At 65.4% G+C, this 24,518-nt stretch carries 11 protein-coding genes; 6 read left to right on the top strand and 5 right to left on the bottom strand.

The genetic code is table 11. From position 1 onward, the window contains the following. Window positions 1–23: 23 nt before the first annotated feature. Both P0M04_RS02465 and P0M04_RS02470 read right to left on the bottom strand, forming a co-directional pair. Window positions 24–824, bottom strand: coding sequence for a carbon-nitrogen hydrolase family protein (locus P0M04_RS02465; RefSeq protein ID WP_259448916.1), 801 nt, complete (start codon window positions 822–824; stop codon window positions 24–26). Next, window positions 821–5,068 (bottom strand): YhdP family protein, encoded by a 4,248-nt coding sequence (locus P0M04_RS02470; RefSeq protein WP_259448915.1) that lies wholly within the window; start codon window positions 5,066–5,068, stop codon window positions 821–823. Before P0M04_RS02470 ends, P0M04_RS02465 begins: the two co-directional genes overlap by 4 nt. Window positions 5,069–5,233: 165 nt before the next feature. Between P0M04_RS02470 and glnE the strand changes: the two genes are divergently transcribed. The 4 genes from glnE (at window position 5,234) to map (ending at window position 15,080) form a co-directional block, all read left to right on the top strand. Next, a complete protein-coding gene (glnE, locus tag P0M04_RS02475) occupies window positions 5,234–7,975 on the top strand; it encodes a bifunctional [glutamate--ammonia ligase]-adenylyl-L-tyrosine phosphorylase/[glutamate--ammonia-ligase] adenylyltransferase (RefSeq protein WP_259448914.1) in 2,742 nt (913 codons plus the stop codon). A gap of 103 nt (window positions 7,976–8,078) precedes the next feature. After that, window positions 8,079–10,934, top strand: coding sequence for a TonB-dependent receptor plug domain-containing protein (locus P0M04_RS02480; RefSeq protein WP_259448913.1), 2,856 nt, complete (start codon window positions 8,079–8,081; stop codon window positions 10,932–10,934). A 410-nt stretch (window positions 10,935–11,344) separates the two neighbouring features. Further along, the gene (locus tag P0M04_RS02485; protein ID WP_259448912.1) at window positions 11,345–14,212 is read left to right on the top strand and encodes a TonB-dependent receptor plug domain-containing protein; all 2,868 of its coding nucleotides are present in this window, start codon (window positions 11,345–11,347) and stop codon (window positions 14,210–14,212) included. Window positions 14,213–14,312: 100 nt separating this feature from the next. After that, a complete protein-coding gene (gene map / locus P0M04_RS02490) occupies window positions 14,313–15,080 on the top strand; it encodes a type I methionyl aminopeptidase (RefSeq protein ID WP_259448911.1) in 768 nt (255 codons plus the stop codon). Window positions 15,081–15,125: 45 nt separating this feature from the next. Here map and gap read toward each other — a convergent pair whose 3' ends face one another. Both gap and tkt read right to left on the bottom strand, forming a co-directional pair. Continuing rightward, a complete protein-coding gene (gene gap, locus P0M04_RS02495) occupies window positions 15,126–16,136 on the bottom strand; it encodes a type I glyceraldehyde-3-phosphate dehydrogenase (protein ID WP_259448910.1) in 1,011 nt (336 codons plus the stop codon). A gap of 90 nt (window positions 16,137–16,226) precedes the next feature. Continuing rightward, the gene (tkt, locus tag P0M04_RS02500) at window positions 16,227–18,224 is read right to left on the bottom strand and encodes a transketolase (protein ID WP_259448909.1); all 1,998 of its coding nucleotides are present in this window, start codon (window positions 18,222–18,224) and stop codon (window positions 16,227–16,229) included. A gap of 122 nt (window positions 18,225–18,346) precedes the next feature. Between tkt and P0M04_RS02505 the strand changes: the two genes are divergently transcribed. After that, window positions 18,347–19,084 carry a 16S rRNA (uracil(1498)-N(3))-methyltransferase gene (locus P0M04_RS02505; protein WP_259448908.1) on the top strand — a complete coding sequence of 246 codons (738 nt, stop codon included), beginning with the start codon at window positions 18,347–18,349 and terminating at the stop codon, window positions 19,082–19,084. A 67-nt stretch (window positions 19,085–19,151) separates the two neighbouring features. Here P0M04_RS02505 and P0M04_RS02510 read toward each other — a convergent pair whose 3' ends face one another. Continuing rightward, window positions 19,152–21,977 (bottom strand): TonB-dependent receptor domain-containing protein, encoded by a 2,826-nt coding sequence (locus P0M04_RS02510; RefSeq protein WP_259448907.1) that lies wholly within the window; start codon window positions 21,975–21,977, stop codon window positions 19,152–19,154. Between the two features lie 805 nt (window positions 21,978–22,782). Between P0M04_RS02510 and P0M04_RS02515 the strand changes: the two genes are divergently transcribed. After that, complete coding sequence (locus P0M04_RS02515; RefSeq protein ID WP_259448906.1) at window positions 22,783–24,399, top strand: NAD(P)/FAD-dependent oxidoreductase; 1,617 nt, start codon at window positions 22,783–22,785, stop codon at window positions 24,397–24,399. The last annotated feature ends 119 nt before the right edge of the window (window positions 24,400–24,518 follow it).

A 24,518-nucleotide genomic window follows, 5' to 3' on the forward strand; every position in this document is an offset into this window, starting at 1 on the left:
GGGATGGGGCATTGTGCCATACCTTAAAGTTTGCGGTGTTTCAGCGCCGGCAAACTCTCGCGCACCTTCGCGATGTATTCCGGATCGATCTCGCCGCTGACGACGCCCTCGCCTTCCGGCAACACATCCTTCACTTCGCCCCACGGGTCGATCAGCATGCTGTGGCCGAACGTGCGGCGCCGGTTCGGGTGCTCGCCGCCCTGGGCCGAGGCCAGCACATAGCACTGGTTCTCGATGGCGCGGGCGCGCAGCAGCACTTCCCAGTGCGCGAGACCCGTCGTGTGCGTGAACGCGGCCGGCACGATGATCAGCGCGCAATCGCCCATCGCCCGGAACAGTTCCGGGAAGCGCAGGTCGTAGCAGATCGCCAGGCCGACCTTGCCGAACGGCGCCTCGAAGCTGCCGACCGTCTCGCCCGGTACGATGGTGCGCGCTTCGTCGTACGACTCGCTGCCCTTGTTAAAACCGAACAAGTGGATCTTGTCGTAGCGGCCGACGTGCTGCCCGGCCGGATCGTAGACGAGCGTCGTGTTCAGCACGCGGCCCGCATCGCCCGACACGAGCGGCAAGGTGCCGCCGATGAGCCAGATGCCGTGCTCGCGCGCCTGTCCTGCCAGGAAATCCTGGATGGGGCCGTGGCCCGGCTCTTCCGCGTGGGCGACCTTGTCCGTGTCCGTCATGCCCATGATGGGCCAGTATTCCGGCAACGTGACCAGTTGCGCGCCGCGGGCGGCGGCGTCCGCGATCAGGCGGCGCGCGGTGGCAATGTTTTCTTCCACGACAGGGGTGGACACCATCTGTACGGCAGCAACTGTGGTCTTCATTTGGCTCCCTTCTTGTCCTTGTTGCGGTCCTGCGCGGCCGCGTTCGCGGCGGCGGCGGCCACGGCGGGCGAATTGTCCAGCTTGACGATGTGCGGCGACTTCCACGGTCCCGTCACCTGCATGTGATACGTGAGCGCCTTCATGACGGGCGCGCGCAGGAACAGCTGGGCCAGGAAACTGCCGAGGCCGATCACGGGGTTCACCGCGAGGCCGTACACGAGCGAGCTGGTGCCGAGGTTGAATTCCGGGATCACGACGACGTGCAGGTTCGTCGATTCGTTGGCGATGTCGGCCGTGCCATCCATCAGCACCGTCGCCGCCACACCGTGCATCTTGAGATTATCCGTGCGCACGACGCCGCGCGTGATCATCGCGTTGGCCGTGATGCCGTCGAAGGCGAGGCCTTCCGAGAACACGTCGTGGAAATCGAGCTTCAGCATGCGCGGCAGCATCTGCAGGCTCAGCACGCCCAGCAGTTTCGCGGCGCCCGGGTCCTGCTTGAGGAATTGGCCATCCTCGACGTTCATCTGGATCTGGCCCGACAGGCTCGGGATGTCGAGCGAGTACGGCAGGCCGGCCCAGGAGATGTCGCCGGACAGCGAACCCTTGCCGTGGCGCAGTGTCTCCGGGAAGCCGAGGCGGTCCAGCAGGCGGCCGGCGTCGCTGATGTCGAGCGCGAAATTGAGCGCCGTATTGCTCTTGCCGTCGCGCATGAGCCAGCGGCCGTTCGCCTTCAGCTGGCCGTCCGGATTCGTCAGCGCCAGTTTCTCGATACGCCACTCGCGCCCGGCCAGCGCCTGCGCATTGCTGGCCACCAGTTCCAGGCGGCCGAACTGCTTGTTGAACAGCTCGAAGCGGTCGGCCACGATGTCGAGGGCCGGGATGCTGGCGCTGGCGCCCTTGTTCGATTCGAGCAGGTCCTTGACTTCGTTCGCGGACGATTCCGGGATCACGAGCGATGCCAGGCGCGCCGTCACCTTGCCCAGGCCCTGGCCCGATTCGGCCCACGTCACGTAACCGACCACCTGGCGCGAATCGATGCTGGCCTGCCACGTATTGTTCTGGTGCGTGGCGCCGACGACGACGTCGCGCAGCGCCCGCTCGCCAATGACCAGTTCGCCGGCACGCGCGGCCACGATATCCGGCACCACGTACTGGGCCATGCCGCCGCCGCTATCGGCAGACGCGGCAGACGGAGCAGGCACGGCCTCGCCCGGCCCGGCGATGTCGGCCGCCGCCGCGAGCCAGCGGTCGACGTTCAGCGCCTTCATGTTCACGTTGATCATCATGCCGCTGTCGGGCTCGGGCGCCGGCACGTTGACGCCGATGCCGCCCCGTTTGACGATCCACGGGCCGTGCGGCTGGCGCTCGCGCACGTATTTCGCAGCCGCGATATTGCCCAGCAGGATGCGGATGTCGTCGTGGCCGACGCCGTCCGCCCCCGTCGGCTGGCCCGTCAGGACGAAGTGCAGCGGCAGCGCGTCCGGCGCGGGCTTGTTCAGCGGCGCGGGCAGCTCGATGCCGAGGCCGGCCAGATTGGTATCGAGGATGATCTGGGTTTGGCGGTCCTTCACCGTGACGGTGCCGCCGAAACGCGCGCCGCCGGACAGTTTATTGCCCAGGCGCTGCAGCGCCGGCAGGGACCGCGTCTGGCGCATGCCCTCGGCCGTGGCGCTGCCGGCCATGCGGATCTGGATGCTGCCGTCGCGCTGGGTGCCGCCGGACAATTGCAGCGGTCCGCCCAGGAAGCTGGCGCCCACACCGTTCAGGTTCACGCCGTGTTCGGAAAACTCGATGCGGCCCAGCGCGGCCTCGATCGGCGGCAGGTCGGGGAACAGCACGACCTCGTTGTTCTGCAGCTGCAGCGCGCCCTGCACCTTCGCATCGTGCAGGTTCGCGAGCGGCAGGTGCAGTTTCAGGCCCAGCTTCGCCGGGCCGGTTCCCTTGGTGTCCTCGGTGAAATGGCCGATCCATTCGAGCACGGGGCTCGCCGCCACGTAGTGCAGGAAGTCTGGCAGCGGGCCGGCGGCCGTGCCGTCGATGTCGAGCATCATCTCGTGGATGCCCAGCTCGGGGATCACGGCCCGCACGTTCGACAGCGCGATGCCCTGCGTGCGCGCCGTGTCGGCGTGGATGTCCATGCGCGCGCGGTCGAACACAATGGACCCGTTGATGTTTTCCAGCAGCGGCCACAGCGGCGTCTTGCCGTCGGTCGCCTTGTGGCCCGGGGCATACTCGAGCTTGCCGTCCTCGATGCGGCCGCCGACGCGGAACTCGCCCTTGGCGCGCTGGACGGCATTCTCGGCGTGGAACGGGAACTGGGCCAGGTCGCCGCGCAGGCGCAGGCGCGTGTCGTGCAGCATGCCGCTCTGCAGCGCGCCCGTCAGCCATTCGCGCAGGCCCTCCGGCGTCGCGAGCGGCAGCCAGCGGCCGATGCTGGCGATCTCGAAATTGTCGACGGTACCCGTGAAGTCGGCATTGCCCGGCCCCTGGCCGGCTTTCAACGGCAGCACGTGGCGGCCCGTCAAGGTCGCCTTCAGCGCGCCCTGGGCCAGGTTCAGGCTGTCGACGTCGACGGCCAGTTGCTCGTCCGCCAGGTGCGTCCAGCGTGCGTGCAGGGCGAACTGGTCGAACGGCATTTCCGGATCGGCAAACCAGGCCGGCAGCGCCAGCACGAGCTTGTCGGAATCGATGTCGACGCTGCCGCCATGGTCGCTCGCGTCGATGCGGCCCGACAGATTCCTGAAGCCCGGCAGCGCCGGCCGTGCGGCCTGGGCCGGCTGGCCATCGGCCGCGGCCAGCTCGGCGCGTGCCGCCAGCGGATTCATGCCGAGGTTCTCGACGTCGCCGCGCACGCGGTAGCCGGTGATGTGCGGGAAGCGGCCCTGCCACTCGATGTCGGCGTCGTTGATGCGGCCGCGCGGCGCCAGTTCCGTCAGCAGCTGGCGATGCGCGGGCGCGATGGGCAGTTGCACGGCCAGCGCGGCCAGCGCGCCCACGTCCAGTTGTTCGGCGCGCACTTCGAAGCGCTCGGGCTGGGTGCGCGTGGCCGGGCGCCACGACTCGTTCAGGGTGGCCGGCGGCAGCACGACGCCGCCTTCCGTGACGACCGAGAAATCCTCCAGGCCGATCGTGTGGCCCAGCGCGCCGAAGGTCGGCTTGCCATCGTCCACGTTCGGCGCGATGGTCTCGCTGGCCGACAGCCGGCCCGATACGCGCGACAGCGCCAGCGGCGGCGTGTCCGGGCCGAGGCGCGCGCTGACGCCGGCCAGCGCCAGGTCGGCCGTGAACCCGGCCAGGCGCGCGTGGTCGAAGTCGAGCCAGGCGCGCACGGAGCCGCGGCCCTCTTGCAGGGTGAACGGGTAATCGATGTACTGCTTCCAGGCGGCCAGATCCGTATTGCGCAGGTCGGCATACACCTGGCCTTTCCACCGCCTTGCATCGGACGGCTTGGCGCCGAACGGCGGGTGCGAGAAGCGCGCGCGCAGGTCGAGCGGGTCGCCGGCGCCCGGCGGCGGCGCGGCCTTCAGGGCAAAGCGGTGCGCCGTCCAGCGGTTCTGCAGCACGAGGGTCACGTCCGACAGCGCGAGCGTGGGCGCGCCGCGCAGCTCGTCCGTCCACGACAAACGGCCTTCGCGGATCACGACCTCGTGCTGGCGCAGCAGCCAGTCGGCGCCGCCGCCCTCTCCCTTCTTGTTCGGTTCGATGCGTACGCCGGCCACGGCGATGACGCCATCAAGCCCGCGCCGCACGTCCAGTTCCGGCCGGTTGATTTCCAGCGCCTCGAACCGGGGTTCGGCCGCCATCACCGACCACCACGACACGGTGGCGGACACGGACGGCAGCGCCAGCAGCTGGCGTCCTTCGCGGTCGTGCAGGCGCAGGTCGCCGAGATAGAGATTCGGCCGCAGGCCGCGCCACGACGCGTAGACGCGGGCGATGGTCACCTGGTTGCCCAGCGCGCGGCTGGCGGCACGTTCGATGTCCGGTTTGTAGTAATCGATGTTCGGCAGGACCGCGTAGCGCAGCACCAGGAATATCGCCATGAAGGCGAAATAGACGAGCAGGACGGCCTTGATCGTGAAGCCGAGCACGTGATGCGACGCGAGGTTCGCATAGCGGTAGCAGGCACGCGCGCGGGCCCAGCGCTCCACCAGCGGCACGTGCTCATGCGCGTGCGTCTGGAGATGCGCCTGCTCGTGCGCGTCATGTTCGCGCTGCGCCTGCGGTTCCGGGTTGTGCATCAAAAGGCTCAAAGGCTCGCCGAGTATTAATAATCTGTAAATAAGAGAGCGCTTGCAACATCCGCGGCGTCTACCTTACCATCGTGCTGACCCAGGGCAGCATGGCGGGCAATTTTACCCCATAGCAAGCGTCCCGAAACGCACAACTCGTCTGGAAATCGCCCTATGCTTCAAGCTTCCCCGCAGTCTCTGGCGCAGATGTCGCGCTTTTACCAACGCTGGCTCGGCGCCGATCCGGCCCGTGCCGGGCGCGTCGATACCCTGTCCGCATTATCGCTGGCCTCCCTCGATTTCGGCGCAGCGCTGAAGACCGAGGCCGCCTTGGGTCCGAACGGCACAGTCCTGCCGACAACCCGGGCGATGCGCCGCCTGCGCAACCTGCTCATCTGCACCATCATCCGGCGCGACCTCGACGGCCAGGCCGACCTCGACGAAGTCGTCACGGCGATGAGCCGCTTCGCCGATTTCGCCGTCCAGACCCACCTGGCCGAGCTGATGGCGGAAATGACCGCGCTGCACGGCGAACCGGTCGGCGCCGATTCCGGACGCCCCCAGCAGATGATGGTGCTGGCGATGGGCAAGCACGGCGGCGGCGAACTGAACGTCTCGTCGGATATCGACCTCATCTTCGTCTACCCCGAGGACGGCGACACGAACGCCGGGCCCGGCCAGAAATCGCTGTCCAATCACGAATTTTTCGGGCGCCTCGGCCGCAAGCTGATCGCCGCGCTGTCCGAAATCACCGAAGACGGTTTTACGTTCCGCGTAGACATGGCGCTGCGTCCAAACGGCAAGTCGGGCCCGCTCGTGGCGAGCCTGAACATGGTCGAGGACTACCTGATCGTACAGGGGCGCGAATGGGAACGTTATGCCTGGGTCAAGGCGCGCGCGGTCACCGGCGACCCGGCCGACATCGCGGCGCTCGACGCCATCGTGCGGCCGTTCGTGTTCCGGCGCTATCTCGACTTCGGCGTGATCGACGCGATCCGCACGATGCACGCCCAGATCCGCGCCGAGGTCAACCGCCAGGAGCGCCTGCATCCGGAGCGCAACCAGAACGTCAAGCTGGGCCGCGGCGGCATCCGCGAAATCGAATTCCTGGCGCAGGTGTTCCAGCTGATCCGCGGCGGCCGCGATCCGGCGCTGCGCGAGCGCTCCACGCGCAAGACCTTGCGACTGCTGGCCGAGCGCGAACTGCTGGCCGCCGACACGGTCGAGCAATTGCTTGAAGCTTATACATTCCTGCGCAACCTGGAGCACCGCCTGCAATACCTGGAGGATGCCCAGACGCACACGATGCCCGTCGCGCCCGAAGACCGGAACACGGTCGCGCGCATGATGGGCATGGCCGACGAGGCCGAGCTGCTGGCCCGGCTCGACGCGTGGCGCGTCTTCGTCGCCGCCCAGTTCGACGCGATCTTCGCGGACAAGGCGGCCGGCACCGAGCCGGTCGACCCGGATGCGCTGCTGACCGATCCGGACAACCGCGACGCCATCGCCGACCGCCTCGCGAGCCTGGGCTTCGACGATCCGCAGGCCGGCGCGAACCGTCTCGTCGCCACGTGGCAGGCGCCCCGGCTGCAGACGTTGCCGGAAGCGAGCCGCCACCGCCTCGTCGCCCTCGTCAACACGGCGCTGACGCAGATCCCGGACGTCGTCGCGCAAGCGGGTGCCGGCAGCCACGCGGCCACCCTGGGCCGCCTGCTCGATTTCTTCGAAGCCATTGCGCGCCGCTCCGCGTATCTGTCGCTGCTGACGGAATATCCTCACACACTGGAGCGGGTGCTCCGCATGATCAACGCGTCCGGCTGGGCCGCGACCTTCCTGACCCAGCACCCGATCCTGCTGGACGAGCTGCTGGACGACCGCGGCAACGCCGCCGAAGATCTGCCTTCGCTGGCGACGAGCCTCGCGGCCCAGCTCGACGAAGCCACGGGGGACACGGAGCGCCAGCTCGACATCCTGCGCGAAGCCCACCACGCCCAGATGTTCCGCCTGCTGGCGCTGGATCTCGCGGGAGAACTGTCCGTCGAACGCCTGGCCGACCACCTGTCCGCGCTGGCCGACCTGATCGTGTGCGAGGTCGTGCGCCGCGCCTGGCGCACCATCGCGTCGCGTCACGTGGAGGTGCCGCGCTTCGCCGTCATCGCGTACGGCAAGCTGGGCGGCAAGGAACTGGGCTATGTCTCCGACCTGGACGTGATCTTCCTGTTCGACGACGACGACGACATGGCGCCCTCGAACTACGCCAAGCTGGCCCAGCGCTTCATCACGTGGATGACGACGCATACGCCGGCCGGCATCCTGTTCGACATCGACACGGCGCTGCGGCCGGACGGCGCGTCCGGCATGCTCGTGTCGTCCGTGACCGCGTTCGAGCGTTACCAGCAATCGTCCGCGTGGCTGTGGGAGCACCAGGCCCTCACCCGCGCGCGCTTCTGCGCGGGCGATGCCGGCATCGGTGCCCGGTTCGAGACGATCCGCGAACAGGTGCTGCGCCAGGACCGCTCGAACCGCGAGGCCGAACTGCGCGAGGAAGTCGTCAAGATGCGCCAGCGCATGCGCGACGCGCACCCGCCCCGCGACGAGCGTTTCGACCTGAAGCACGACGAAGGCGGCATGATCGACATCGAGTTCATCGTCCAGTACCTCGTGCTGCGGCATGCGGCCGCGTATCCGCAGCTGACGGCGAACGTCGGCAACATCGCCCTGCTGAAACTGTGCGGCACGCTGGGGCTCATCGACACGGGCCTGGCCGACGGCGCCGCCGCCGCATACCGCGCCATGCGCAAGCTGCAGCACCAGGTCCGCCTGCAGGGTCAGGAAAATGCTCGCGTGGAACGCAGTCTCGTCGCGAAACATGCAGACGTCGTCGTGCGGCTGTGGCACGACTGTTTCCACATATAAGAATTTTCTTTAGGAAAGTATTTACGAATTGATTTTCGTCAATACGTAAGACTCCGGTAGGGCCAACGTAGTGATCTACGTCAAGCCTATTACCGGAGTCTTCATGCAACAGCGTACAAGAATCGCATTGGCCGTGGCCCTTGCCACGCATACGATGTCGGCCCTTGCACAAGAACCACTGCAGCGCGTCGAAGTGACGGGCTCGCGCATCCGCCAGGTCGACCTGGAAACGGCGCAGCCGATCCAGGTGCTGACCCAGGACCAGATCCAGAAGACCGGCCTCGTCACCGTCGGCGACATCATCAACAACCTGTCCGCCGCCGGCACCCCGGCCTTTTCCAAAGGGCAGACGTTGACGTCGAACCGCGAACAGGGCGGCCAGTACATCAACATGCGCAACCTCGGCGCGAACCGGCTGCTGGTGCTGGTAAACGGCAAGCGCTGGACGCAGACGGTCGCCGGCTACACCGACATGTCGACGATCCCGGCGGCGCTGATCGAGCGCATCGACATCCTGAAGGATGGCGCTTCGTCGATCTACGGGTCGGACGCGATCGCGGGTGTCGTCAACATCATCCTCAAAAAGAGCATGCAGGGCGGCCTGGCCAGCGTGTACGCAGGCCGCAACGAACAAGGCGACGGCAGAAAGAAGGACTATGCCCTGTCGTACGGTGCGGGCGGCGACAGGGCGAACATGATGTTCGGCCTGACGTACACCGAGGACGGGGCCGTGTGGGCGAAGGACCGCGACATCACCGCCTTTCTGTACGGCCCCGGCCACGTGAACGCCAGCCTCGGCACGGGCCCGTGGGGCCGCATCCGCCAGGTGAACGCCGGCGGCGGCGCGACCGGTTTCAACAAGATCCTGAACCACACCGGTTCGTACCTGGGCGACGGCACCGGCACCCGCTCGCGCGATCCGAACAATTACCACGACTATACCGGCGCGGATGCCGATACGTTCAACTCGTCGGACCAGATGATGTATCTGTCGCCGACCCGGCTGGCGTCCATCTTCACCAGGGGCAGCATCACCCTGCCGCACGCGATGCGCTTCACGACCACGGCGATGTTCGCGGACCGCACGGCGGCGCGCGAGAACGCCGGCTACCCGCTGAGCTCCCTTACGCAGAGCAAGTTCCCCGTCTACATCGACAAGAACAGTTACTACAACCCGTACCCGGGCCAGGACCTGTTCTTTTACCGGCGCACGACCGAAGTGCCGCGCATGGCGACCAACGAGAACCGGACGCTCCACATCGACGTCGGCCTGGAAGGCACCGTCGACCTGTCCGGCAAGGCGTGGAGCTGGAGCGTCGGCTACAACCACAGCGCCATCACGGGCGCCATCCTGTCGAAAGGCCACCTGAACCTGCTGAACCTCAAAAAGGCGCTCGGCCCATCGTTCCTGAACGCGGCGGGTGCCGTACAGTGCGGCACGGCCGCCAACCCGATCCCGCTGGCCGAGTGCGTGCCGTTCGACATCGTGGGCGGCCCGTCGGCGTCGACCGCCGCGGCGCTGGACTACGTGATGTCCACCGGCCAGGCCACCTACGGCTCGACCATCAACAGCGCCACCGCCGACATCACCGGCGACCTGTTCGACCTGCCGGCCGGCGCGGTCGGCATCGCGGCCGGGCTCGAGCACCGCTCCGTCTGCGGCTACGACCGTCCGGGCCAGTTCGAGCAGTCGGGCTACTCGACCGACCTGGCAGGCAACGCCACCGTCGGCAGGTACACGGTGCGCGAAGCCTATATCGAATTCAACGTCCCGCTGCTGAAGAACAAGCCGTTCGCGCAACTGCTGGGCATCGACATCGCGTCGCGCCATTCCGACTACAGCAACTTCGGCAACACCACGAACAGCAAGGCCAGCGTGATGTGGAAGCCGGTGCGCGACCTGCTCGCGCGCGCCACGTACGCCCAGGGCTTCCGCGCGCCGACCCTGAACGACACCTTCGGCGGCGGTTCGCAGGCCTTTGACGCCTACCTGGACGCGTGCGACAGCAAGTATGGCGAAGCGGCGAAGAACCCGGCCGTGGCGGCCCGCTGCGCGGCCGCCGGCGTTCCGGCCGGGTTCCGCCAGGTCAACCAGGCCGGCACGCCCGTCCCCGCCGGCGGCGCGCAGACGCCGTTCCCGTTCCAGCAGGGCGCCGGCAACGCCGCGCTGCAGCCGGAAACGGCGACGACGAAGACCATCGGCCTCGTCTACAGCCCGGGCTGGCTGAACGGCGCCTCGATCGCGCTGGACTGGTTCGACATCCACGTCGAGAACCGCATCACGGGCGTGACCGCGGCCTACGAGATCAACCAGTGCTATGTCGGCGGCGTGCAGGCGTTCTGCGACAGGATTCAGCGCGACCCGGTCACCGGCATGATCACGAGCCTGTCGCGCCGCAACGCCAACCTGGGCGAACTGCAGACGAAGGGCTTCGACCTGGCCCTCGCTTACCGTTTCCCGCGCACGGCCTTTGGCCAGTTCAACGTACGTTCGGAATCGACTTATACCGAAACGTTCCGCATCAGGAGCACGCCGGCGTCGAACTGGGACAACTATGCCGGCGAGTTCACGTACAACCGCGTGAAGTCGAACCTGGCACTCGACTGGAACCTCGGCAACTGGAGCGCCACGCTGGCGTCGCGCTACTACAGCGGCGTGAAGGTCCATTGCTGGAGCGCGGCCAATAACGAGGAATGCAGCAACCCGAACGACCCGGCCAGCTGGGGCACGGGCTACACGAAGTTCGGCGCACAGGTCTACAGCGACCTGTCGCTGGGGTATGCCCTGCCGTGGCAAGCGAAGCTGCTGGTCGGCGCCAACAACGTATTCGACCGCAAGCCGCGCATCGTCTACGACGCCAACACGTCCTTCGTGAACGGCACGTCGGCGTCATCGGCTGTCGATCCGCAGATGCCGATCGATCGCCTGTTCTACGTGCGCTACAACCAGTCGTTCTGACCTTTCAAGAAATTTTGCCTGTTGTACAAATGTAACAGTCTAAAAAGCAGGCAAATTCTCTTGCCCCAATCTGGTGCATTCCGGCCGTAAAAGAATGTTGCACCCATTCTAGCGATCTGTAGGGGGTTCTACGTCCAAACTGATGCATTCAGCATAGATTCATGTCTGTACCCAACATTTGTTTCCGTAAATACGCCCAACTTCGGTGATTTACTTGTAATTACGCAAACCCGCAACACCCACAAATATGCACCCTCGAACATTGACAGGCTGCCACGGTGGATGCTTCCATTGCCAGCTTGAAAAAAAATGTTAACCACATTGCTTTCAAGACAGTCGCTTCGCAGCGACGGCCTCACACGGCTGCTGCTACCCAGTTCGCCGTGCTCTAACCTAGGAGTTTTGTAACCATGATGGAAAAAGTCTTGTCCCGCTCGATCCGCCTGATCTGCGTCAGCGGCATCGCGTTCGGGATGCACGCGGCTTACGCGCAAGAGACCCAACCGGCGCCGCTGCAGCGTGTCGAAGTGACTGGCTCGCGCATCCGCCAGGTCGACCTGGAAACGGCACAACCGATCCAGGTGATGACCCAGGAACAGATTCAAAAGACGGGTCTCGTGACCGTCGGCGACATCCTGAACCAACTGTCTTCCGCCGGCACGCCGGACTTCGACCGCGGCGGTTCGCTGACGTCGAACCGCGAAAACGGCGGCCAGTACATCAGCCTGCGCAACCTGGGCTCGAACCGCCTGCTGGTCCTGGTGGACGGCAAGCGCTGGACCCAGTCCGTCGACGGCTACACCGACATGTCGACCATCCCGTCGGCCATGATCGAGCGCATCGAAGTCCTGAAGGACGGCGCCTCGTCGATCTACGGCTCGGACGCGATCTCGGGCGTGGTCAACATCATCCTGAAGAAGCGCATGGATGGCGGCCAGCTGAGCCTCTACAGCGGCGCCAACGACAAGGCCGACGGCCGCGCCAAGGACTTCTCGCTGACCTACGGCGCGAGCAGCGACAAGGCGTCGCTGATGGTCGGCCTGTCGCACACCGAACAGGGCACCGTGTGGGCCCGCGACCGCGACATCACCAAATACCCGAAGGGCCCGGCTCACCCGACGTCCGGCCTGGGCGCCGGTCCGTGGGCTGAAGTCCTGCCGGCCAACGGCGATGCGTTCGACTACGTGCTGAACCACACCGGCGGCGCCGGCGGCAACGGTATCGGCACGGGCTCGGACCCGCGCAACACGGCCAACTACCACGACTGGAAGAGCAGCATCGTCGAGGACAAGTTCAACAGCGCCTCGCAGATGATGTTCCAGATGCCGAATCGCCTGGACACGCTGTTCACCAAGGGCACGCTGGAACTGCCGTACAACATGCAGCTGAGCACGACCGCGATGTACTCGCAGCGCCAGTCGTCCGCGCAGGTCGCAGGCTACCCGCTGCGCAGCGATGCGCAGCCGAGCTACCCGGTCTATATCGACAAGGACAACTACTACAACCCGTTCGGTGAAGACCTGTACTTCATCCGCCGCACCGTCGAAGTGCCGCGCGTGACGGAAAACACGAACAACACGTTCCACGTCGACACCACCCTGTCGGGCACGTTCGACTGGAAGGGCAAGGCCTGGAACTGGGACGTGGGCTACAACCACAGCGCCGTCCGCGGCACGACCATGGGCACCGGCAACGTCAACCTGCTGAACCTGAAGAAGGCTCTGGGTCCGTCGTTCCTGAACGCCAACGGCGTCGTCCAGTGCGGCACCGCTGCCGCCCCGATCCCGCTGGCGGAATGCAAGCCGTTCAACATCATCGCCGGTCCGGGCGCAACCAACAAGGAAACCCTGGACTACGTCATGTCGACCGGCCAGGCAACCTACGGCTCGACCATCAACAGCGCGACCGCCAACATCAGCGGCGAGCTGCTGCAGCTGCCGGCCGGCATGCTGGGCGTGGCAGGCGGCGTCGAACACCGCGAAGTGCGCGGCTACGACATCCCGGGCCAGTTCGAGCAATCGGGCTACTCGACCGACCTGGCAGGCAATTCGACCATCGGCAAGTACTCGGTGCGTGAAGCCTACCTCGAAACGAACATCCCGATCCTGAAGGGTGTGCGCTTCGCGGAACTGCTGAGCGTCGACCTGGCGACCCGCTACTCGGACTACAGCAACTTCGGCAACACCCACAACAGCAAAGCCAGCTTCATGTGGAAGCCGATCAAGGACCTGCTGGTCCGTGGCACGTGGGCACAAGGCTTCCGCGCACCGACCGTGGGCGACACGTTCGGCGGCGGCCAGCAGACCTACGACACGTACATGGACCCGTGCGACAGCGCCTACGGCCAGCGCGGTACGCCGGGCGTCGATGCACGCTGCACGGCGGCAGGTGCGCGTCCGGGCTTCCGCCAGACCGACCAGACCAACACCCCGATCAGCGACGCGGGCGGCGCACAGAGCGCCAACCCGTTCATGTCGGGTGCCGGCAATGCATCGCTGCAGCCGGAACGCGCCAAGACGAAGACCTTCGGCTTCGTCTACAGCCCGGCCTTCCTGCCGGGTCTGTCGGGCTCGCTGGACTGGTACAACATCCGTGTCGACAACCTGATCAGCGGCATCTCGGCCACCCAGGTCGCCGAATACTGCTACGTGCAGGGTGTCGCTTCGTTCTGCAACGCGATCAAGCGTGACCCGATCACGGGCCAGATCACCAACCTGTCGCGCGGCAACGCCAACCTGGGCGCGCTGGAAACCGAAGGCTACGACCTGTCGCTGGCCTACCGCTTCCCGCGTGGTGCCTACGGCGCGTTCGGCCTGCGTTCGGACTCGACCTTCGTGACCAAGTACCGCACCAAGGCCGATAACACGGCCGACTGGGAAAGCTCGCTGGGCGAATACGACGGCGGTGGCGGCTACGCTTACTACCGCGTCAAGTCGAACGTCGCGCTGGACTGGAGCCTGGGCAACTGGAGCGCCACCTGGACGGCCCGTTACTTCGGCGGTATCCGCGACAAGTGCTTCAGCAGCACCGTGGAATGCTCGACCCCGAAAGGTCTCGCCAACTGGGGTACCGGCTACAACCAGAAGGGTGCAATGGTCTACAACGACGTGAGCGTCGCGTACAAGACCTCGTGGAAAGGCCAGATCATGGTCGGCGCCAACAACATCTTCGACAAGGAAGCGCGTACCACCATCCTGGGTGCGTCGTCCTCGTCGGCGGTGGACGCCAACCTGCCGATCGACCGCTTCATCTACGTGCGCTACAACCAGTCGTTCTAATCCCCGTTTGAACGCCTGAACAATGCCCGCCAGGTTCGCCTGGCGGGCATTTTTTCATCCGAGCGGCTATCATGAACGGTCGATGAACAAGTCACGAACCATGCCTATCAAACTCAAGACCGAAAAAGATATCGCCAAGATGCGCGTCTCCGGCCGCCTGGCGGCCGAGGTGCTGGAAATGATCGCGGAATACGTCGTCCCCGGCGTCTCCACCGAAGAACTCGACCGGCGCTGCAACGACTACATCCGCAAGGTGCAGAAGGCCACGCCCGCCAACGTCGGCTACCACGGCTTTCCGAAGACCCTGTGCACGTCCGTGAACAGCGTCGTCTGCCACGGCATCCCCTCCCCCGCCGAGATCCTGCAGGATGGCGACATCGTCAACATCGACGTCACCGTGATCAAGGACGGCTGGCATGGCGACACGAGCCGCATGTACTTCGTCGGCACCCCGAGTCCGGAGGCGAAGAAGCTCGTCGACACGACGTACGACGCCATGATGGCCGGCATCCGCGCCGTGCGCCCGGGCGCGCGCCTGGGCGACGTGGGCCATGCGATCCAGAAGCTGGCGGAAGCCCAGGGCTATTCCGTCGTGCGCGAATACTGCGGCCACGGCATCGGCAAGGTCTACCACGAAGACCCGCAAGTGCTGCACTACGGCCGCCCGAACACGGGCATGCTCATCAAGGAAGGCATGACGTTCACGGTCGAACCGATGATCAACCTGGGCGACGCCGACGTCGAACAGCTCGACGACGGCTGGACGGTCGTCACGCGCGACCGGTCGTTGTCCGCGCAGTGGGAACACATGATCGCGGTGACGAAGAACGGGTTCGAGATATTGACCCCGTGGCCGAAGAGCAAATAAAAAAAGCGCTCCCGAGGGAGCGCTTTTTCATGGTGCCGAACCCGATTATTTCGCGTTCATCAGCGCCACGGTGGTGTCCAGCATGCGGTTGCTGAAGCCCCACTCGTTGTCGTACCACGACGACACCTTCACCAGGCGGCCCGACACCTTGGTCAGGGTCGCGTCGAAGTTCGACGATGCCGGGTTGTGGTTGAAGTCGACCGACACCAGCGGCTCGGTGTTGTACGTCAGGATGCCTTTCAGCGCGCCTTCCGATGCGTCCTTCATCAGCTTGTTGATCTCTTCGACCGTCGTGTCGCGCTTGGCGATGAACGACAGGTCGACGATCGACACGTTGATGGTCGGCACGCGGATCGCGTAGCCGTCCAGCTTGCCGTTCAGTTCCGGCAGCACGAGGCCGACGGCGGCGGCGGCGCCGGTCTTGGTCGGGATCATCGACTGCGTGGCCGAACGGGCGCGGCGCAGGTCTTCGTGCATCACGTCGGTCAGCACCTGGTCGTTGGTGTAGGCGTGCACGGTGGTCATCAGGCCGTTTTCCAGGCCGATGGCGTCGTTCAGCGGCTTGACCAGCGGGGCCAGGCAGTTGGTGGTGCACGATGCGTTCGAGATGACGGTGTCCGTCGACTTCAGCACGTCCTGGTTCACGCCGAACACGATGGTGGCGTCGACATCCTTGCCGCCCGGTGCCGAGATGATGACCTTCTTGGCGCCGCCTTTCAGGTGGGCCGATGCCTTTTCCTTGGTGGTGAAGAAGCCGGTGCATTCCAGCACGACGTCCACGCCCAGCTCGCCCCACGGCAGTTCGGCCGGGTTGCGCTGCGCGTACACGCGGATGCGGTCGCCGTTGACGATCATGTAGTCGCCGTCCACTTCGACGGTGCCCGGGAACTTGCCGTGGGTCGTGTCGTAACGGGTCAGATGGGCGTTGTGCTCGACGTTGCCGAGATCGTTCAGCGCCACGATCTGGATGTCCTGCTTCTTGCCGCCTTCGTAGAAAGCGCGCAGCACGTTGCGGCCGATACGGCCATAACCGTTGATTGCTACTTTGATCGTCATTTATTCACTCCTGATTAAAAAAATCGTAACACCGAAGCATAGCGTGAAACCCGCCGGCCGGACAGTCTCAGGGCCGGCGGGTGCAATCCATCAGGCCGGGAGGACCGATTTGACCTTGGCGACAACATTCTCGACCGTGAAGCCGAAGTGCTTGAACAGCACCGGGGCCGGAGCCGATTCGCCGAAGGTATCGATGCCCACCACGGCACCTTCCAGGCCGACGTACTTGTACCAGAAGTCCGTCACACCAGCCTCGACGGCCACGCGCGGGATGCCGCGGCCCAGCACGGCAGCCTTGTAGGCCGCGTCCTGGCGCTCGAACACGTCGGTCGACGGCATCGACACCACACGCACCTGGATACCCTGGCCAGCCAGGGTTTCGGCGGCTTTCACCGCCAGTTCCACTTCCGAACCCGTCGCGATCAGGACCGCGGCCGGATTCGCCACATCGCGCAGCACGTAGCCGCCCTTGGCGATGTTCGCGACGGTTGCCGCGTCACGCTCCATGAACGGCAGGTTCTGGCGCGAGAAAATCAGGGTCGACGGACCGTCCTTGCGCTTGACCGCAGCGCCCCAGGCGACGGTCGATTCCGTCGTGTCGCACGGACGCCAGTTGTCCAGGTTCGGGATCAGGCGCAGCGACGAGACGTGTTCGACCGACTGGTGCGTCGGGCCGTCTTCGCCCAGGCCGATCGAGTCGTGCGTGAACACGAACAGCGAACGGATCTTCATCAGCGCGGCCATGCGCAGGGCGTTGCGGCTGTAGTCCGAGAACGTCAGGAACGTGGCGCCGAACGGGATGAAGCCGCCGTGCAGGGCGACACCGTTCATCATCGCGGCCATGCCGAATTCGCGCACGCCGTAGTTGATGTGGTTGCCCGGGGTGCCCGAACGGACGGCGACCGATTCCTTCCAGTTGGTCAGGTTCGAGCCGGTCAGGTCGGCCGAGCCGCCCAGGAATTCCGGCAGCACCGGGGCCAGCGCCTGGATCGCGTTCTGGCTCGCCTTGCGGGTCGCGATGGTTTCCTTCTTGTCGATGGTCTGCGCGATGGCGGCGGCCAGCGTCTCTTCGAATTTGCCCGGCAGGTCACCCTTCATGCGGCGCTCGAATTCGGCGGCCAGTTCCGGGTACTGCGCGCGGTAGCCGGCGAACAGCGCGTTCCACTCGCCTTCGACGGCGGCGCCCTTCTGCTTCTGGTCCCAGGCTTCGTAGATCGGGGCCGGGATGTCGAACGGGATGGCGTCCCAGATCAGGTGCTCGCGCACCGCGGCGACTTCCTTCTCGCCCAGCGCGGCGCCGTGCACCTTGTCGCCGCCCTGCAGGTTCGGCGAACCCTTGCCGATGATGGTCTTGCAGCAGATCAGCGTCGGACGGTCCGACTGCTTGGCCTGCGCGATGGCCGCGTCCACGGCGGCGACGTCGTGGCCATCCACGCCCGGGATCACGTTCCAGCCGTACGCTGCGAAGCGCTGCGGCGTGTCGTCCGTGAACCAGCCTTCCACCTTGCCGTCGATCGAGATGCCGTTGTCGTCGTACAGCCAGATCAGCTTGTTCAGGCGCAGCGTGCCGGCCAGCGACGCGACTTCGTGCGAGATGCCTTCCATCAGGCAGCCGTCACCCAGGAACGCGTACGTGTAGTGGTCGACGATGTCGAAGCCCGGACGGTTGAATTCCTTCGCGAGCAGCCACTCGGCCAGCGCCATGCCGACGGCGTTGGCGATGCCTTGGCCCAGCGGGCCGGTGGTCGTTTCCACGCCCGGGGTGATGCCGACTTCCGGGTGGCCCGGGGTCTTCGAATGCATCTGGCGGAAGTCGCGGATGTCGTCCATCGACAGGTCGTAGCCCGACAGGTGCAGCAGTGCGTAGTGCAGCATCGAACCGTGGCCGTTCGACAGCAGGAAACGGTCGCGATTCATCCAGCCCGGATTGGCCGGGTTGTGGCGATAATGGCCGTCCCACAGCGCGACGGCGATCTCGGCCATGCCCATCGGCATGCCGGGGTGGCCGGAATTCGCCTTCTGGACGGCGTCCATCGCCAGCGCACGAATTGCGTTGGCCATCAGGGTGGTGGTTTGCAGAGATTTCATGGATGTGTGGGTCTGAGGATAGGGAAGCGGTGGCGGTCAAGCTGGCCTTAACCGGGTATTTTACCAGAGCATGACAACCTCGCTTTAAAATGCCGGCTCGTTAACGGTTCCGATTATCATCCATGCCACGTTTTTACTGCCCCCAGGCGCTGATCCCCGGCAGCGTCGTCGACCTGCCGGAAGCGGTCGCCCACCACCTGCACGTCGTGCGCCAGCAGAGCGGCGACGAGCTCGTGCTGTTCAATGGCGAGGGCGGCCAGGTGCGCGCGCGCCTCGCCGAGATCGGCAAGCGCCGCGCCAGCGCCGAGATCCTTGCGCACGACGCCGTCGACGTGGAACTCCCCTTCCGCGTCACCCTGGCCCAAGGTTTGCCGGAGGGCAGCAAGATGGACTGGATCGTCGAGAAGGCCGTCGAGCTGGGTGCGGCCGGCATCATCCCGCTGGCGGCGCAGCGCTCGGTCGTGCGGCTTTCGGGCGACCGTGCCGACAAGCGCCTTGCACACTGGCAGGCCGTCGTCGTCAGCGCGTCCGAACAATGCGGACGCAACCGGCTGGCACACGTCGCGCCCGTGCAGGACGCGAACCGCTGGCTTGCAGAATCAGGCACCAGCGCAGGCGCCGGCACGCGCATCCTGCTCTCCCCGCGCGCGGACGCATCGCTCGCGCAGTGGGTGCGCGCGACCCCGGCGCAGGACATCACCCTGCTCGTCGGGCCGGAAGGCGGTTTCACGGACCAGGAAGAAGATGCGGCGCGGGCTGCCGGCGCACTGGCCCTGTCGATGGGACCGCGCGTGCTGCGCACGGAGACGGCCGGATTGGCCGCGCTCGCGATCCTGGCGGCGGGCTGGGGCGGGATCTGAATAAAAAAACCCGCCCGCAGCCGGGGCTGCGTGCGGGGTTGTGCGAAACGGTTTCGCTTGGTTTCGCTTAGAACGTGTAGGCCAGGCCCAGGCTGAAGAAGCGGCCGATGGCGCCTGCCTGGTGCAGCGAGGCGTTGTACGACGTTTGCGCGCCCGAGTTGCCGTAGGTCGCCACGTCAGCCGGCGGCTGGCGGTCGAACAGGTTCAGGATCGAACCCTTCACCGTCAGGTTCTGGCTCAGCTTGTACTGCAGGTTCAGGTTGACCGACGTGAACGATGCAACGTGGCAGTAGTACTCAGGCTGCGGCAGGTTGCGGAAGTACGCGCGGCCACCCACGTTGAAGCTGGTACCGCCAGGGCCCGAGCAGTCGTTCACGCCCAGCGACGGGTCGATGGTCGAGAAGTCGCTGGTGTAGTTCACCGTCGTGTTCACGTCCAGCGGGCCACGGCTCCAGGCCAGCGAGAACTGTGCACGGTCCTTCGGGCTGCCGGTCGCGCCGGAAATCGCCGACGGGCCTTGCGTGCCGGCCAGCTGGTAGCTCACGCCACCGGCGGCTTCCGTCAGGTAGCTGAAGGTGTGCGCCGCGCTCAGGTTCGCCTTCAGGGAGCCCAGGTCGTTCGGCAGGCGCCAGCGGTAGCCGATGTCCGCTTCGATGCCGCTGGTCTTGGTGCCGCCCAGGTTCACGTATGGCGAGGTCGCGTAGATGATCGGGCCCAGCGCCGGGGTGCCGACGGAGGTGGTACCGTCGCCGTTGGCGATGTCCAGCGGGGTGACCGGGCCGCGCACGAATGCCGGGACGTAGCTTGGATCGTTACCGGCGGCCGACACGATCTGGTTGGTGACCTTGATGTTGTAGTAGTCGAGGGTGGCGTTCAGGCCACGCACCGGCTCCAGGATCACGCCCAGGGTGTAGGACGTCGATTTCTCAGGCGACAGCGACGGCGTGGTCAGCTGGACGTACGGCGGGTTCAGGCCGCAGGCGGTCGGCACATTGCCCGCGGTGTTCGGGTTGCCGTTCGCGCACAGGACCGGATCGTCGATACCGTTGAAGGTGAAGAACGAACCGGCATTGCCCACCTCGGCCGGGTTCGGCGCGCGGAAGCCCTTGGCGTACGTACCGCGCACGCCGAACTGGCTCATCGGCGCCCACTTGAAGCTCGCCGCCGGCGTGAACTTGTTGAAGTTCTTGTAGTGGTCGTAACGGCCCGACGCGTGCAGTTCCAGGTTCTTGATCGGGGTTGCCTGCAGTTCGGCGAAGGCTGCGGTGTTCGTCTCGTCGCCGATCACGAATGCCGTGGTCTGTGCGACCTGGCCGTTTGCCGTCAGGCTGGCCGCCGGCGAGTTCTGGGTGCGCTTGTGGTAGTGCACGCCGGCTGCCAGGGCCAGCGGACCGGCGCCCAGTTGCATCAGCTCGCGCGAACCGACCGCGTCGAAGTAGTTCAGCTTCGACTCGAGGGTGTTCGAGAAGTGCGGCGACACCGTGTTGAGGAGTGCCGGCGAGTTGCCGCCGATCGGATTCCACGTGCCGTTGAAGATCGCGTTGTACAGGGCTGCACGGTCGATGTAGCCGCTGTAGTCGATGTCGGTCTTGACCTTGGTGATGCCGCCGGCGACGTTGACGTCCCAGCCGTAGGCGCTGCCGTGCAGGTCGAGGGCGAAGCGGGTCGTGGTCGCGGTGTTGTCCTGGGTCGCGAATGGATCGGTGCCCGGGATGTAGCCGTACAGGCGGGCCGGCGCGCCCAGCTGGTTGAACGCCGCGTTGGCCGGGATCAGGGTGCTCGGTACACGGCTGTTGCCCGAGGTCACGACGCCATTGTTCAGCGAGTTGTTGCCGCCGAAGGTGGTCGGCGAATAGGCCGACAGGTAACTGCCGCGGTTGTTCACGCTGTTACGCTGGAACATCGAGCCCTTGAACGCCAGTTCCCAGTCCGCGTTCAGCTTCTTGGTCATGCCGACCAGCAGGTTGATGTTCTCGGTCTGCGGCTGGATGTTCGTCTTGTCATCGCGGATGGCGCAGCCGCCGCTCATGTACAGGTCGTAGTTACACTTGGTCGGATCCAGGAACTGGAAGTTGGCCGAATTGTCGATCGCAGCATACGGCTTGCCCGTGGCAGGATTGATCCCCGGTTTAGCCGGGCCGGCCGGGTTGTACAGGAACGGGCTGTTGGTCGCGGTCAGGCGCGAGTTCAGGCCGTTGGGCACGCCCAGGCGGATGTTGTTGCCGCCGCGCGAACGCCAGTCGGCATTGGCCCAGTCGAAACGGTCGCGGTCCGCCACCTTGATCGCACCCTGGCGGCGCCACTCGGCAGTGATGAAGGCGTTGTAGCCGTCGTTGTCCAGGTCGCCGATACCGGTGCTGATCGACGCGCGGTGCGTCTTGCCGCCGCCGTGCTGGGTGTTGCCGGATTCGGCCGCCACGCGGGTGCCGTTCAGGTTTTTCTTCAGCTTGATGTTGACGACGCCGGCGATGGCGTCGGAACCGTACAGCGACGAAGCGCCGCTTTTCAGGACTTCGATGCTGTCGATGGCATCGAACGGAATCGAGGAGACGTCGACGAAGGCGCGCTGGGCGTCATCCGACAGCGGGTACGGGGCGAGGCGGTGGCCGTCGACCAGCACGAGGGTCGCGCCGACCGTCAGGCCGCGCAGCGAAATGCCGGAAGCGCCGTTCGCGAATGCGCCGGAGAAGCCGGTACCGAGCGTGCCCTGGCCGTTGGCGGCGAGGTCGTTCAGCAGTTCGGCGACGGAGGTCTTGCCGCTTTTCTGGATGTCCGCGGCCGTCAACACCTGCACGGGGGTCGGGGTTTCGGTGTCGGTACGGCTGATCAGCGAACCGGTGACGACCACGCGCGCGGGTGCCTGGGCACTGACCGCATCTTGCGTCTGAGCCATTGCCGGTGCTGCCAGCAGAGCGCCGCTGGCCACTACGAACGAAATCGCCAATGGCATCGACTTCAATTTAAACGTCATGAATACTTCTCCTTCTCGAATCTCTCAAAGTGGTCTTTTACGTTCACCACATGCAGGCACGGCGCTTATGCGCGGGGGCGGCCAAGCTGCGCCGCCCCCGTTTGCACGGCCGTTGCCTGCAAAGGCTTTTGGCCTGGTGCGTTTAAACTACTGGTGACTATCACACTAATTGATGTGTTTTTTCATCATTCGCCCTGTAGGACGAACCCTCTCAAATAACGTTTCATAGATATCAAACGTTACTGATTTGTCGATAAAACCATAGCAAAAGCGAAAGTGTCAATGAAACACAATTGCCGAAATGTGTAGAAACAACACATTTAGAAAACGAAAGAATTAATGCTTTTCACTGGTGCAGTGCAGCACCAGAAAGGGTTTTCTTTTGGACAAATATTGCACTATTGAAGTGAGTCACCCGAACTTGCCATGCATATTGCTTGAATTCGACCCAGAACATGCTCGACGCACTGCAGCAGGAAAATTCTTAACCTCACGCATTTTGGATGGAATCGCCTGATGTTCCGGTTGCCACCATGCATGGGGGAAACCAACGTCGGTTGCTTGTCTACAACAGAAAACGAGGGAAACGGGGCATTCCCCGGTACCCCGTAACGGGCCCTTTTCTGCCGGCCCGGGTGGCCGATGCCTTATACTGGCGCCTGTACCGATCTGCCGCCGCCGGCACGGCGCCCGTCCGGCGCCGCCGCGCGCCGGCCTACCACTCATCATGCTGCGAATTAACGAACTCAAACTGCCCCTGAATCACCCCGACCACGCCCTGCGCGACGCCATCGTCGGCCGGCTTGGTATCGAAAGCGGAGACCTGATCGACTTCACGGTCTTCAAGCGCAGCTACGACGCGCGCAAGAAGACCGCCATCGTCCTGATCTACGCCCTCGACGTGGAAGTCCGCGACGAGGCGGCCGTGCTGGCCCGGCTGGCGCGCGATCCGCATATCGTCCCGGCACCCGACACCGGCTACAAGTTCGTGACGAAGGCCCTCCCCGCGCCGGGCACGCCGCGGCCCGTGGTCGTGGGCATGGGCCCGTGCGGGCTGTTCGTCGCGCTGATCCTGGCCCAGATGGGCTTCAAGCCGCTCGTGCTGGAACGCGGCAAGATCGTGCGCGAGCGCACCGTCGACACCTTCGGCTTCTGGCGCAAGCGCAAGCTCAACACGGAATCGAACGTGCAGTTCGGCGAAGGCGGCGCCGGCACCTTCTCGGACGGCAAGCTGTACAGCCAGGTCAAGGATCCGAAGCACTACGGCCGCAAGGTCCTGAATGAATTCGTGAAGTCGGGCGCGCCGGAGGAAATCCTGTACGTCAGCAAGCCGCACATCGGCACGTTCCGCCTGGTGAAAATGGTGGAACAGATGCGCGCCGAGATCCTCGCGCTGGGCGGAGAGATCCGCTTCCAGACGCGCGTGGAAGACGTGCTGATCGAAGGCGAAGGCAGCGCCCGTCAAGTCGTGGGCGTCAGGCTGCACACGGGCGAGACGATCCCGACCCGCCACCTCGTGATGGCCGTCGGCCACAGCGCGCGCGACACGTTCGAGATGCTGTACGAGCGCGGCGTGTACGTCGAAGCGAAACCGTTCTCGATCGGCTTCCGCGTCGAGCATCCGCAGTCGCTAATCGACGTCTGCCGCTTCGGCCCGAACGCCGGCAACAAGATCCTCGGCGCGGCCGACTACAAGATCGTCCACCACGCCTCCAACGGCCGCAGCGTGTACAGCTTCTGCATGTGCCCGGGTGGTACCGTCGTGGCCGCGTCGTCCGAGGAAGGGCGCGTCGTCACGAACGGCATGAGCCAGTATTCGCGCGCCGAGCGCAACGCCAACAGCGCGATCGTCGTCGGGATCACCCCGTCCGACTATCCGGGCCACCCGCTGGCCGGCATCGCGTTCCAGCGCGAACTGGAATCGCGCGCCTTCGTGCTGGGCGGCAGCAATTACGATGCCCCGGGCCAGTTGATGGGCGACTTCGTGCGCGGCGTGCCGTCGACCGAATTCGGCAGCGTGACGCCGTCGTTCAAGCCGGCCGTGCACCTGACCGACCTCGCCCCGGCCCTGCCCGACTACGCCACCGTGGCGCTGCGCGAAGCCTTCGTCGCGTTCGACAAGCAGATCAAGGGCTACTACAAGGAAGACGCCGTGCTGACCGGCGTCGAGACCCGCACGTCGTCGCCGATCCGCATCAAGCGCCACGACGACAACCTGCAGAGCCTGAACACGGCAGGCCTGTACCCGGCCGGCGAAGGCGCCGGCTACGCGGGCGGCATCATGTCGGCCGCGATCGACGGCATCCGCGTCGCGGAAGCGGTCGCACTGGCCATGGTCGGCTGAGTTCCTTCCTCACCTCCCCTGGCGCCGGTCTCACGGCCGGCGCCCGCCTGCATGGCCGAAACCACCTGATTCCACTGATCGAGACATATGTACATAAAGATGTCGTACATACACGCTTG

The sequence above is a fragment of the Telluria mixta genome (assembly GCF_029223865.1).
Taxonomy (GTDB): Bacteria; Pseudomonadota; Gammaproteobacteria; order Burkholderiales; family Burkholderiaceae_D; genus Telluria; species Telluria mixta.